8 protein-coding genes are annotated in these 13,236 nt (G+C 36.3%); 6 read left to right on the top strand and 2 right to left on the bottom strand.

The window, feature by feature from the left end; translation table 11 throughout:
* Nucleotides 1-17 precede the first annotated feature (17 nt).
* The 6 genes from G7050_RS08550 to G7050_RS08525 all read left to right on the top strand — a co-directional run bounded on the left by G7050_RS08550 (nt 18) and on the right by G7050_RS08525 (nt 10,965).
* On the top strand, nt 18-599 hold the full coding sequence (locus tag G7050_RS08550) for a GIN domain-containing protein (RefSeq protein ID WP_166113952.1): 582 nt from the start codon (nt 18-20) through the stop codon (nt 597-599).
* A complete protein-coding gene (locus G7050_RS08545) occupies nt 592-2,961 on the top strand; it encodes an ABC transporter permease (protein ID WP_166113949.1) in 2,370 nt (789 codons plus the stop codon). The genes G7050_RS08550 and G7050_RS08545 overlap by 8 nt, the downstream gene beginning before the upstream one ends.
* Before the next feature lie 59 nt (nt 2,962-3,020).
* The gene (locus G7050_RS08540; RefSeq protein WP_166113946.1) at nt 3,021-3,701 is read left to right on the top strand and encodes an ABC transporter ATP-binding protein; all 681 of its coding nucleotides are present in this window, start codon (nt 3,021-3,023) and stop codon (nt 3,699-3,701) included.
* A gap of 47 nt (nt 3,702-3,748) precedes the next feature.
* Complete coding sequence (locus G7050_RS08535) at nt 3,749-6,124, top strand: ABC transporter permease (RefSeq protein ID WP_166113943.1); 2,376 nt, start codon at nt 3,749-3,751, stop codon at nt 6,122-6,124.
* Between the two features lie 121 nt (nt 6,125-6,245).
* Entirely contained in the window at nt 6,246-8,570 is a 2,325-nt protein-coding gene (locus G7050_RS08530; protein ID WP_166113940.1) for an ABC transporter permease, read from the top strand.
* Between the two features lie 10 nt (nt 8,571-8,580).
* On the top strand, nt 8,581-10,965 hold the full coding sequence (locus tag G7050_RS08525) for an ABC transporter permease (protein ID WP_166113937.1): 2,385 nt from the start codon (nt 8,581-8,583) through the stop codon (nt 10,963-10,965).
* A 92-nt stretch (nt 10,966-11,057) separates the two neighbouring features.
* Here G7050_RS08525 and G7050_RS08520 read toward each other — a convergent pair whose 3' ends face one another.
* Both G7050_RS08520 and G7050_RS08515 read right to left on the bottom strand, forming a co-directional pair.
* Nucleotides 11,058-11,891 (bottom strand): alpha/beta hydrolase, encoded by an 834-nt coding sequence (locus tag G7050_RS08520; RefSeq protein WP_166113934.1) that lies wholly within the window; start codon nt 11,889-11,891, stop codon nt 11,058-11,060.
* Nucleotides 11,892-11,903: 12 nt separating this feature from the next.
* Nucleotides 11,904-13,235: a PAS domain-containing sensor histidine kinase gene (locus tag G7050_RS08515; protein ID WP_166113931.1), complete on the bottom strand. Its 1,332-nt coding sequence runs from the start codon at nt 13,233-13,235 to the stop codon at nt 11,904-11,906.
* Nucleotide 13,236: the final 1 nt, after the last annotated feature.

Below are 13,236 nucleotides of genomic sequence, written 5' to 3'. Positions count from 1 at the left end.
CCTTCAATTCAAAGATTATGAGAAATATATTTACACTGATTCTGATTATTCTCAGTCTCATCATGACTCAAGCACAGAGTAGCTTTAGACAGCTCAGTTTATCAGGGTTTAAAGTAAACCTTACACCTTCTGAAACACCTTCTATTCACCTTGATGACTCAGTTGGAATAGAAAGAGTAGTTGAAGATGGTATTCTCGAAATTAGAGTTTTGGATCAAACGGGTAGAGTACCGAAGAGTGAGATTACAATATATACCGATCAGTTGAATTATTTGAGTTTGCACAATTGTCAATTGGAAATGGCCAGTCCAATAATAGCTGATTCTTTGACTATAGTTACAGCATCATCTTTTGGTACACTGAAAATCAATTCAGATTACCTTTCAGTCAATATAGGAGCCGGAAGTAATTTTAAAATTGAAGGAGAAACCAAATTCTACGATTGTGCTGTAGGTGCAGGCAGTACATTACAATCCAAAAACTTGCTGGCCGAAAAAGCGACTGTCAATGCCATGGGATACAGTAATCTATCTTTGAATGCAAAAGAGATAATAAAATCGAAGGTTGAAAATACTAATGTGAAAAATTATTATGAATAACTTTAAATTAATATTTCGCTCTTTATTGAAGAAGAAAGAAAATAACTTCATCAAAATCTTGTCTTTGGGGACAGGCTTGGCTGTGGGGTTAATCATCATATCCAAAGTATTCTTTGAGCTTAGCTACGACGATTTCTATCCGGATGCCGATCGTATCTATCAGATACAATCGCATGCGATAGTCGGGAACGAAGAACCAAACGAATTTGGGCAGGTAAGTGGTGCTATAGCTCCCGGAATGAAAGCTGAAGTGCCCGGGGTAGAAGTTGCCACACGACTGACATACATGGGATGGGATGCATCATTCTTTACCCCCGACAAAAAACGTTACACGGGTACATTTATTATGGCAGACAGCTGTCTCTTTGATGTATTACCTCGTCCGATGGTTAGTGGAGATGCAAAAGAAATACTATCGAGACCCTTATATGGATTGGTATCCGAATCTATCGCCGAAAAAATGGGCAATAATGTTATAGGACAATCTATTCAGCTCGATAATTATCCCGGACGTATAATTACTATTGGAGGTGTTTTTAAAGATGTACCCGAAAATGCACATTTAAGATATGATCTTGTAATATCACTGGCATCTATAACAAATTTCATGTGGGATGGTACTCAAAACTGGGTAGGCAACGACCGTTATTTGGGATATGTGAAACTAATACCCGGTACCGATCCGGCGAGTCTTACTCCTGCTATGCGTAAGATGCAGGAACGCAACCAACCGATGGAAGATTTAAAGAAAGCAGGTGTTGAACTTTCATATACTTTATCGCCACTCACACAATTACATAGCGATACGCCTGAGACGAAGCGTATGACCCTTTTATTGTCGGCGATAGCCTTTGCCCTGATATTTACGTCTATTATGAATTATATTCTGATTCTGATATCAACACTGGTAAATCGAGGAAAAGTAATTGCAGTATATAAATGTTACGGAGCTGAGCAGAAAGACATCTCGAAGCTAATATTTGGAGAAACATCGCTGCATCTGGCTATTTCTTTGATAATTTCCCTATTTCTAATTTTCTGTTTTAGAAGTACGGCGGAAGATATTTTATCGGCTTCTGTTTATTCCTTGTTTTCTCTTCAAACTTGTTTGATCCTGCTGGTTGTCTGCATAATTATTTCATTGATTATAGGAATTATACCTGCTTATTTATTTTCACGCATTCCTGTATCTTCTGTCTTCCGTAGTCTGACTATGACCAAGCGTGGCTGGAAAATGGCACTTTTGTTTTTTCAACTGGTGACTACTACTTTCCTTGTTACACTGCTTATTATAGTAGCACGACAATATGATGTTATGGTTAATGACAATCCGGGCTACAATTACGAGAGTCTGCTTTACTACAACACCAAAGGAGTGAATAATAACGAAAGGCAAAAAATAATAGATGAGCTTCGTACTATCCCTCAAGTCGAGATAGTTGCTACTGCCGATAATCTACCATTCAATTTTGCCTCGGGCAATAATGTATATATTCCGAATAATGACCAAGAGCTTTTTAATGTTGCAGATATGTATGGCGCAGACGAGAATTATCTGACACTAATGGGAATACCGGTAATTGAAGGTAAGGATTTTGATGAAGAATCGGTATCAGGTAATGACATCCTGATCAGTAAGAAGTTTGCAGATAAAATATCTGCATTGGCAAACTGGCAGGATGGTGTGATTGGTAAAGAAATCCTCATCTCGGAGCATCAACAGAAGAATGGAGCATCACGTATAATAGGAGTTTATCCAGACATCCGATTAGGCTCTATAGGAAGTGAAGACACTCGACCCTCTGTTATCTTCTACTCAAATGAACCGGCCTCAACTATTATAGTAAAGCTTAAGGATTTGAACTCAGATAATATTCAGAGTGTGTATGATGTATTCAAAAGATCGTTTCCGGATAAAGATATTACGCTTTCTCTGTATAGAGACAGTATGATAAAATTATACAGTAATTCGCGACGTTTTATGAATGCAATAACCATAGGAGGCATCGTTACTTTGGTAATAACTCTTATCGGTTTGATTGGTTATACTAATAACGAGGTGAATCGCCGTAAGTCGGAAATCGCAATACGTAAAGTAAATGGGGCTACTCTGGCTGATATTTTAAGACTATTCCTTAAAGATAATCTGTGGATTACTATTCCTGCTCTTATTTGCGGTGCATTAGCTGCGTCTATTGCTGCTGCAAAATGGATGGAAGACTTTTCGGAAAAAGCACCTTTATCCCCTTTGTTATTCATTTCGTGTGGAGTTGGCGTCTTAATAATAGTATTGTCTGTAGTATGTTTAAATTGTTTGCAGACAGCAAATCGAAATCCGGTAGAGACTCTCAAAAGAGATTAATTTCGCAGACCTTTTATCGTCAGATATAGTTAAAAATAAAACAATTAAAAATCAATATTATGTTACAAATTAAAGATCTAAAAAAAGTATTCCGTACCGAAGAAGTCGAAACGGTTGCATTAAATGGAATTTCGATGCATGTTACCCAAGGTGAATTTATTGCTATTATGGGGCCATCGGGATGTGGAAAATCGACATTGCTCAATATCCTCGGATTGCTAGATAACCCTACTTCCGGGCAATACCTTCTTGATGGAAAAGAAGTAGGTAACCTGAAAGAAAAAGAACGTACACAATCTCGAAAAGGAAATATTGGATTTGTATTTCAGAGCTTCAATCTGATAGAAGAGATGACTGTTTTTGAAAATGTAGAGTTACCCTTAACTTATTTAAAAGTGAAAGCATCGGATCGTAAAAAACGTGTTGAGGAAACGCTTCGGAAGATGAGTATCAGTCATAGAGCCAATCATTTTCCCAACCAGCTATCGGGAGGTCAACAACAACGTGTGGCAATTGCCCGTGCGGTAATTGCAAATCCGAAGTTGATTCTAGCCGATGAGCCTACAGGTAATCTGGATTCTAAGAACGGAAAAGATGTGATGGATTTGCTTACCGAGCTTAATCAGGAAGGTGCTACAATCGTTATGGTAACACACTCTCAGCATGATGCTTCATTTGCTCACCGTACAATAAACTTGTTTGACGGGCAGATTATTACAGAAGTAGAAAGCAAAATGTAAATTACAGCAGATACAAGTGCTTACTATTAATTATGAGAACTATAATAATGAAAAAAATAATAAAGAATTTAATCAATACCCTAAAACGATTTCGGCTTGCTACAACCTTTAATATTTTAGGCTTGAGTGTTGCTTTTGCTGCTTTCATTATTATTCTGATGCAGGTAAATTACGAACGTAATTTCGACAGGTGTTACTCTACATCAGACAAGGTTTTTCGAGTAACACTCCCCAATAATGGTGAATTCTCAATTATACTGTCTCGTCCCTTTATTGAAGATGTTATTCATTCTTCACCTCATATTAAAGCCGGGACCATATTGAATCCTTATATAGGAAAAATTTACTTCTCGGTAAATAAGGAAGATGGAAAGAATGGCTTTCGCCATCAATTTATGACTTGTAGCCCCTCTATAACTGATGTTTTTGACTTCATAGTTATAGAAGGGGAAAAAGATTGCCTCAAGAAACCCGAAAGTGTTATTATACCACAGAGTCTGGCTCGTACATTGTTTGGAGAGGAATCGGCTGTAGGCAAATCGCTACATTGCGAAGAACCGATATGGAGTAAAGACCGCCTTGATTTTGTTATTGGTGCAGTCTATAAAGACGTTCCGGAGAATACACAAATCAAAAATGTAATTTTCACAGCAATAGATGATAATTATGACATGTCGAATTGGTATTCGAGTAACTATTTATGCTACCTGCTTCTTGATGATAAAAGTTCGGTACAGACTGTTTGTGAAAACTTTAATACGAATTTCGACTTCTCGAAAATAAATGTAGAAGGTTATAATGATATAAAAGAGAGCATGGCTTTAACACCTTTGACCGATATTTATTTTCTAAATGAGACTCAAGATGGTAATATTACTAAAAGCGGGAATGAGGAAATTACCAAACTGATTGTAGCCATAGCTATTCTTATTATAGCAATTGCGGCTATTAATTTCATGAACTTTAATGCTTCTTTAGCTCCTCTGCGAATCAGGAGCATCAATACCCAAAAAGTATTAGGCTGCCCAACCTCGTTATTAAGGATGACATTGTTTGTTGAAACTATTGCCATAACCAGTTTGTCTTTCATATTAGGCATTTTCTATGTGTGGATAATACATCAGACAGGAGAGTTATCTTTTATTGAAGCCGATCTCAGTTTAAGCGGGAATTTACCTTTAGTTGTATTGTGTGCAGGTATATCTCTCGTTATAGGCTGTTTAGTAAGTATATATCCGGTACTTTATATGACCTCTTTTCCTGCAGTTATGGTATTGAAGAGTAATTTTGGACTGTCTCCGTCCGGAAGGAAACTAAGGACGATATTGATTGGTTTTCAGTTTGTAATATCTATTGGGCTGATTATGTCTGCATCTTTTGTATGGTTACAAAATAAATATATACGCGATTTTTCTCTTGGTTTCGATAAAGAGCAAATTGCAATTGTAGAATTGAATTCCGATTTATACAAAAAACATCATAAAGAATATATCAGTCGACTCGAAAAATCCCCTGAAATAGAAGGTGTTGCTTTTTCGTATCAGAAACTAGGAGCACAAGATCACTATGCAACTACGGGTGCTAAGTATAATGAAGAGATGATCAGTTTCTTTATGTTGCCTGTGTCTTGGAATTTTTTCGAAGTCTTGGGTATTCCTATTCTTGAAGGAAAAGAGCCGACTGAAGACGATAATAGGGAGGATAGAAATACATTTTTCTTTAATAAGCATGCTCAACAGAAATATAACATAGAAGCCGGTACTTCATTAGAGTCTTTCAAAACAAAGCCCAATCTGATAATTGGAATTGTTGATAATGTAAAGATTACGTCTCTTCGATCCGGCGATGATAATATTGGATTCATAATGAGTCAGAGTTATCCCCTTCCTGTTTCTTACATACGTTTGCAGGCAGGTAGTGACCCAGTCGCTGCAACAAATCATATACGTGAAGTGGTTGCAAGTATAGATCCTTCTTATCCTTTCAAAATAGAATTTTATGATACCGTCTTTAATCAATTGTATCATAAAGAGGAAAACTTGCGTCAGATGATTACTGCATTTTGCATATTAGCAATAGTTATTTCTATCGTAGGAGTATTTGGACTTGTTATTTTCGAAACAAACTCGAAACGTAAAGAAATCGGAATCCGTAAAGTTCATGGAGCCACTATCAGCGAAATACTGGTTATGCTGAATCAATCATATATCAGGATTACGCTTATTTGTTTTGCCATAGCTACTCCACTTGTTTATTACGGAATATTTAAGTGGTTGGAACGGTTTGCTTATAAAACTCCAATATATTGGTGGGTATTTGTGCTTAGTGGGTTGCTAATTTTATTATTAACAGTGATAATTGTTACTGTGCAAAGTTGGAAGGCCGCAAGAGCCAATCCTGTGGATTCTGTTAAAAACGAATAATTTCTGTTTCCATATTAAGTCACGAAGGAGAAGTCTAGTTTATATTTTTTCATGTGCAAAGTGATTATTAGTTAGATAAAGCTTCTCCTTCGTTTTATCGAAAATTTAAACAAATACGAGAATGAGAATATCAGATTTGAAAGTATATCAGAAATTTCTGTTCAGAAATAAGTTGTACACTTTAGTGTCGATTGTTGGCTTTGCAGTATCACTTACATTTGTGATACTATTGGGTATATATGTGAAGCAAGAGTTATCGGTGGATAGTTTTCACACGAAAAAAGATCGGATATTTCTTCTTGCACACGATACGGCATCTTCTTTTGGTAATCCGGTTGCCGATTTTGTAAAAGACAAATGTCCTGAGGTCGAATCGTATACCCGCATACATTATACACCGGTAGTACTGGGGGAAAAAGGACAATCTAGAATAAAAGCAGATGCATTATTTGCAGATCCAAGCTTTTTCGATACTTTCTCATTCAAACTTATTGAAGGTACCCCTTCTCAGGTATTGGTTCCATTAAAGTCTGTGGTGGTAACCAAATCATTTGCGAATAAAATGTTTGCAGGTAAAAACCCGTTAGGGGCTCGTCTTAGTATTAATAATACAGAGCATACTATTACGGGCGTAATGGAAGATATACCTCAGAACACACAGATACCTCAGGCTGATTTCGTTGTCAATTATAAGTCTATTACTCAACTTTGGGGTGGAGATTGGATATTGAACACTGCTGATAATTTTGGCTTTACTATGTATTTTGTTGAAAAAGAAGGGAGTGATCTCCCTGCTAAAACATCTATGCTGTTAGAACTTTTCAAGAAAGAATTCTGGTTCTATAAAAACGGTTTTACCGAAGACCTTAAATTTATACCTCTCGAAGATGCTTACTTCAAAATAGATGAGTCATACTCTCCGATTAGAAAAAATAGCAAGACACTTATTACTGTATATACGGGTATTGTTATACTTATATTGGTTATTGCTTTGCTTAATTATATTAACATGACTGTTGCTCAGGCCGGATTCAGAGGGAAGGAAGCCGCCATGAAGAAGCTGCTGGGTTGTAGTCGGAGACAAATAGTTCTGCAATTGTTGACAGAGTCATTTCTAATGACTTCTTTCACTTTTATTCTGGGGCTCTTTATGGCATTTCTGATAGAGCCATTTTTCAATAATCTCCTAAATACCAATTTAAACTTATTCAGTCAGTTTACTCCCTCGTTAATCTTTATAGCTGTTATTTTTGTATTGCTTATTTCGATTGTCGCCGGTTTTATCCCGGCAATAATTATTTCAGGATTTAATCCATTGGAAATAGTGAAAGGTACTTTTGCACGGAAGGTAAAAGCAAAGTATTCTAAAGTTCTTATTGTATTCCAGTATATTGTTGCAATAACCCTCCTCATCTGTAGTTTTTTCATCAAGCAACAATCTGATTTTCTCGTAAATTACGATCAGGGATTTAACCGTGATGGTATTTTGGTTATGAATAATGTTTTGGACAGTATCCAGCTCGATGGATTCAAGGATAAACTAAAATCAATATCGGGTGTCGAACTAGTCTCTTATTCTCGTGGAACTCCCGTGACAGGAAGTAATAATTACTCTTTTGAGGTAGACGGTATACAGTATAGTTTTCAGGAATTAGCAGTTGACCCTGAGTTTTTTAAAATATTTGGAATCAAGATATTTCCTACCGGCATTGAGCCAACCAATGACACCTATTGGGTAAATCAGTTTGCGTTTAATGCCTTACATCCCGATTCGGTTTCGTTTCGTGCAAATTTTGGACATAATAATTATAATCAAATTGCCGGAATTGTTAGTGATTTTAACTTCAAATCGCTTAGAGAACCTATTAGCTTGATGCGAATAAGGAATCTTCCTCACGGGCATATCCCTTGGAATATTGTTGTAAAGATCGCCAAAGGAGCCGATTTGAATCAAACAGCAGATCAAATAAAAGATACGTACTCGAAGTACTCCGGAGGAGAATTCTTCGAATCTCGATTCGTTGATGATACTGTACAACAGGCATATGAGAAAGAAAAAAAGACTTCGCAGATAATATCTGCATTTACTATACTGACTATTGTTATTATGGTGATGGGTGTCTTTGCTATGTCGCTTTACTTGATTCGACAAAAAGAAAAAGAGATTGGTATAAGGAAAGTAAATGGAGCTACTGAAAGTGAGATTTTAAGAATGCTCAATTTTGACTCTTTTGTCAGAGTGTTCGTTGCTTTTGTATTTGCCTGTCCAATTGCTTATTATGCTATGAACCGTTGGCTGGAAGGATTTGCTTATAAAATAGAACTTAGCTGGTGGGTATTTGCAGCAGCCGGTCTGATAGTATTGGTGCTATCGCTTCTTTCGGTAAGTTGGCAGAGTTTAAAGGCGGCACGAGCCAATCCGGTTGATTCATTAAAAAGCGAGTAAAAGATATAATATGTATAATATTCCATTTGTAATAAGACGTTTTCTGAAAAGTAAAAACCTTAGGATTGTCAACTTATTAGGCTTGGCTTTGATGTTTGCCTGTATACTTGTTTCGTACACTTATGTGAAAAGAGAACTTAGTTATGATCGGTTTTATTCCAATGCAGACCGCATTGTCCGTATGGCGGTGAGCTATGACGGGCAACAGGCTGATGGACGTATGTATGGAACCAACTTTAATCAAATACTGGAAAGCGTATCCGAAATTGAGGATGGACTAAAATTGTCGAAAGTAACGCCTGCAATATTAAAACTCAATGGAACGAAGCAGGTAATAAACGACCTATACTTTTCGAGCGAAAACCTTTTTCAGATACTTGATATTCCTTTACTGAAAGGAGATGCTAAAACTGTGTTCGCATCTCCGAATAGTGTTGTAATCAGTGAAAAACTAGCCAATCAATTATTCGGAACAACGGATATCATCGGATCAAAGATAGAATTGAGTGGACGTAAATTTCCTGATATGACGTGCTCAATAAATGGGGTCTTTAAAGATTTGCCTGATAACACGCATTTTCATACAAATATTATTGTTAGTGAAACAGACTTCGACAATTCGTTCTTTTACGCTTATCTATTAATAGCAAAGGGACAGAATTATTCGCAGTTGGAGCAGAAAATAACCGATATCTTTTTGAAAGACAATCCGCAAAGACCAAGTGCTAAAATAAGTCTCATGCCTATGACCGACATACATTTGCATAGTCATGTTTTGAGGGAAATGGAGTCCAATGGAAATATATACTATATCTATCTTATTATTGGGGCTAATGTACTACTTTTCATCATTGTGATGTTTAATTTATGGCTCAACGGGACTGTTATTTTCGCCTACAATAAAAGGTATTATCAATTGTTGAGGCTTAATGGAGCATCATCGTTACTAGTCGCTAAAGATGAATTTCAAGTGGTACTTTGGTTGGCTGTTACAGGAATATTGATCGGTAAATTGATATCTGTATTTGTAGCAGATTATTTTTCAATTTCGTTTGATGCTATTACTATTAGTGAGGAGGTAATACTGAGCCTGCTCTTTCTGTTCTTTACTCTCTTTGTCTCCCTATTACCTGTTTTATTGAATATCTCATCTACATTCTTCTTCAATGATCGTATTGATTTACGGATGACCCGTTTTTCTTTTTCCAATGTAAAGTATATGCTTATCATACAATATAGTATCGTTATTTTTATCATTATTGTAACTATAGGCATAAATAACCAGATCTCTTTGATCAAAAACACTCAAATCGGGGGCAACGAAAGTAATATTGCTGTTCTCGAAGAACAGCCTGCAGAAGTGATTAGTAACTATTCTTCATTGAGAGAAGAGCTACTAAATCATCCAGAAATAGAATCGGTAACCGGAGCGATGCAGTTACCCGGATCGGCAGTAAGAGATATGGTTGGTGCATCTATAGACGGCAAAGAGCAAATACATTTGCCTGTATTAGTAGTCGGTGAGGATTTCTTTTCTTTTTATGGGATCAGATTGGTTGGCGGAGAGATTTTTCCTCCTCTGAAGATGACTCTAAAAGAAGAGGAATATCTTGTTTTCAAACGAATGGACGAAAAAATATTTTCGAATCTAAAAGAAGATATTATTGTCAATAAAAAAGCTTTGCAAGTGTTTGGATTCTCTTCACCCGAAGAGGCAATCGGTAAAGAAATAAAGATCGAGCATGGTATGCTCGATTATACCCAATCGGCGGTAATATCGGGAGTAGTAGAAGATTTTACTTACACTAATGTTTATGAAGATGCTGTTCCAATGATCATACTTCAACGCAATATGTTTATGAATTGTTTTATGATCAAATTCGTTCCGGGACAGGAGAATCAAGCTATGCAAACCCTGAATTCGGTTTGGAAAAAAGTAAACCCCGATTATCCGCTCAATTACAAGTTTCTTAGTGACAGCTACAATGTTGTATACAAGAATGAGTTGAATGCCGGAAAAGCCATTAAATTCTTTTCGGTATTATGCTTAATCATAACGATTCTCGGATTGATTGTTTTTATGGCATTTATGATAAAATCGCGTACAAAAGAAATCGGGATAAGGAAAGTAAACGGAGCTACCAATTGGGAAATTATCGAAATGCTTAATTTAAGTCTGCTAAAATGGGTTCTACTCTCTGTCTGTATAGCTATACCTATAGCCTGGTTTATAATAGATAAATGGCTGGAAAATTTTGCATATAAGGCAAATCTTGGCTGGTGGATGTATATTGCTGCAAGTATTTTTGTTGCTCTGCTCTCTCTGATTGCTGTTAGCTTTCAAAGCTGGAAGGCAGCAAAGATAAATCCGGTCAATTCAGTAAAAAACAGCTAATGAAAAAGAGATCAATTCTGATTTGAAATTTACAATCTTTACTTTGAAAATCACTTCTGTATAAAAAGGAGCGGAATTTTTTCCGCTCCTTTTTATTCTTTACTATTACTATATTTTTTAATCCAGTCTATAATCAGATAACAACCAGGAGCATACACCGCTCCATGATCGAACCCTTGTAATTCATATAAGGTAATTTCCTTGTTGCCTAATGTTCTTAGAATTGCATCTAAATGTGCGTTTTCTTCATAACGTGCAGGTAATTCAAGTCTCCTGTCTCCTGTAACAAGAAGTGTCGGCGGAACATCTTTTCGGGCATGGGTCAATGGTGCGTAATTATCGATATAAGGTATTTCGAAAGGAAGTCCCCGCTCTTTTTTTATTGTATAATGTGTATTTGTTTGTCCGCTGATCGGTATCAATCCTTTTATTCTGTTTGCATCTATATTATACTTATTCAAATAACTTTTATCGAGTCCGACCATAAGAGCCAAATATCCTCCTGCCGAATGTCCCGCAATATAAATGTCATCAGGATTACCACCAAAGGATGCAATATTGTTGAAAACCCATGCTACCGATTCTGCTGCATCTTCGATGTATGCCGGATTCTTGGCTCTGGGACTTAAGCGATAATTGACTGCTACAACTGCTATACCTTTATTCTTCAATTCGTCGGGGATGCCTTTTTCTCCACCTTCTAGTCCTCCTCCATGAAACCAGATAACCGTAGAAAAGTTTTTCTTGTCAACCGGATAATAAATATCCAGTTTGCAACGCTCTAATTTATAAGTATCTTTTTCTGAATTACTGATGTAAGATATATTCTCTTTTAGCGTATAATTACTGCCAATAGAGCTTTGAGCTGTAATAACTGCTATTGTAGATAATAGAAAACACAAACTTAAGATTAATTTTTTACTCATATTTTGTTCGAATTAGATATTAAAAATAAGACTGAAAACAGTCCACTCATTGGATGTATGATGCTTTAGATTTCCTCCATGCAATCGCATGATATAGCGCGATACACTAAGTCCGATACCTGTTCCATAATCTTTTGTGGTAAAAAACGGAATAAATATATGGGCTGCAATTTCCGATGGAATGGGGTCTCCGTTATTGTAGATGTCGATAGAGACTTTGTTTTCAGACTCCGATACTCTTATTTCAATTTTCCCTTTAGAATTATTTATAGCTTCGACTGCATTCTTTATTATATTGACTAATATTTGAGTGATTTGTCCCTCATCGGCATTTAGCTCAATATGTTTATTCGTATAAATAATGCTTGATTCAATGCCTTTTTCCTCCATATTGGATGATTCGAGATGTAATACTTTTTCGAGTAAAGGTACCAGCTCGAATTTACGGAACTGAGGGGTTGGAACTCCTGTAAATTTACGGTAAGAATCAACAAATGTAATCAGCCCTTTAGCTGTAGAACTGATAGTTTCAAGTGCGTCTACCGTATTTCTTCTGAGTGAATCACCGGGCGCTTCGGCCGATTGCATTTTATAAGAAAAGAGTAAAGTTTCGGTTAAAGAAGTAATCGGTGCTATCGAATTCATTATTTCGTGAGTCATTACACGGATCAACCGTATCCACGACTCCATTTCTTTAGCTTCCAGTTCATTGCCGATGTTATTGAGGGTGATAACCTTCATCGTACCTTTCTTCAATGTAATCTTGGAGACATTCAGGCTTATCTGGATTTCTTCCCGTTCGTTAGCTATTTTTATTTGGGCATTATCTTTTACCTCTAAGTTCTTAAATAACTCGGGTAACGATTCATCAATCGGTTTTAGCTGATTAAGATGCGTAAATACGGGTAATCCCAGCAACTGATTGGTGGCATGATTGGTGGCATGTACATTATTATTAGGATCGAGTATTATAATACCGGTCGAAACACTTTCGATAATAAGACTCAGGAATTTTTCATTTTCTATGACCTCTTTTCGTGCTCGTGTTAATATATCCTTGATCCTGTTCATCATTTGGTTCAGTTCTTTTTCCCTTTTCGAGGTTTTGGCTTCGGTAAAATGGAACGAATAATCTCCATTATCTAATGCATTCAGCAAAAAAAGGATATTCTGATTGAACTTCTTATAATGGCTATATAAACTTTTCAAAGAATACAGCATAAGCAGAACAGATACTCCAATGTATACATATTCTCTCTGAGTTATCAGATAAGTGGTTAAGGCTACTGATAAAATCAGCAACAAAACAAAAATAATAAGTTTGTATTCGATAGATTTAAACATA

The organism is Dysgonomonas sp. HDW5A, assembly GCF_011299555.1.
Lineage (GTDB): Bacteria > Bacteroidota > Bacteroidia > Bacteroidales > Dysgonomonadaceae > Dysgonomonas_A.
The sequence above is the reverse complement of the archived record's forward strand: the minus strand, read 5'-3'. Positions and strand labels throughout refer to the sequence as shown.

What these genes read in the sequence shown, in the direction of transcription:
- G7050_RS08550 (WP_166113952.1), top strand. Translation starts at nt 18, where the DNA reads ATGAGAAATATATTTACACTGATTCTGATTATTCTCAGTCTCATCATG.
- G7050_RS08545 (WP_166113949.1), top strand. Translation starts at nt 592, where the DNA reads ATGAATAACTTTAAATTAATATTTCGCTCTTTATTGAAGAAGAAAGAA.
- G7050_RS08540 (WP_166113946.1), top strand. Translation starts at nt 3,021, where the DNA reads ATGTTACAAATTAAAGATCTAAAAAAAGTATTCCGTACCGAAGAAGTC.
- G7050_RS08535 (WP_166113943.1), top strand. Translation starts at nt 3,749, where the DNA reads ATGAAAAAAATAATAAAGAATTTAATCAATACCCTAAAACGATTTCGG.
- G7050_RS08530 (WP_166113940.1), top strand. Translation starts at nt 6,246, where the DNA reads ATGAGAATATCAGATTTGAAAGTATATCAGAAATTTCTGTTCAGAAAT.
- G7050_RS08525 (WP_166113937.1), top strand. Translation starts at nt 8,581, where the DNA reads ATGTATAATATTCCATTTGTAATAAGACGTTTTCTGAAAAGTAAAAAC.
- G7050_RS08520 (WP_166113934.1), bottom strand. Translation starts at nt 11,891, where the DNA reads ATGAGTAAAAAATTAATCTTAAGTTTGTGTTTTCTATTATCTACAATA.
- G7050_RS08515 (WP_166113931.1), bottom strand. Translation starts at nt 13,235, where the DNA reads ATGTTTAAATCTATCGAATACAAACTTATTATTTTTGTTTTGTTGCTG.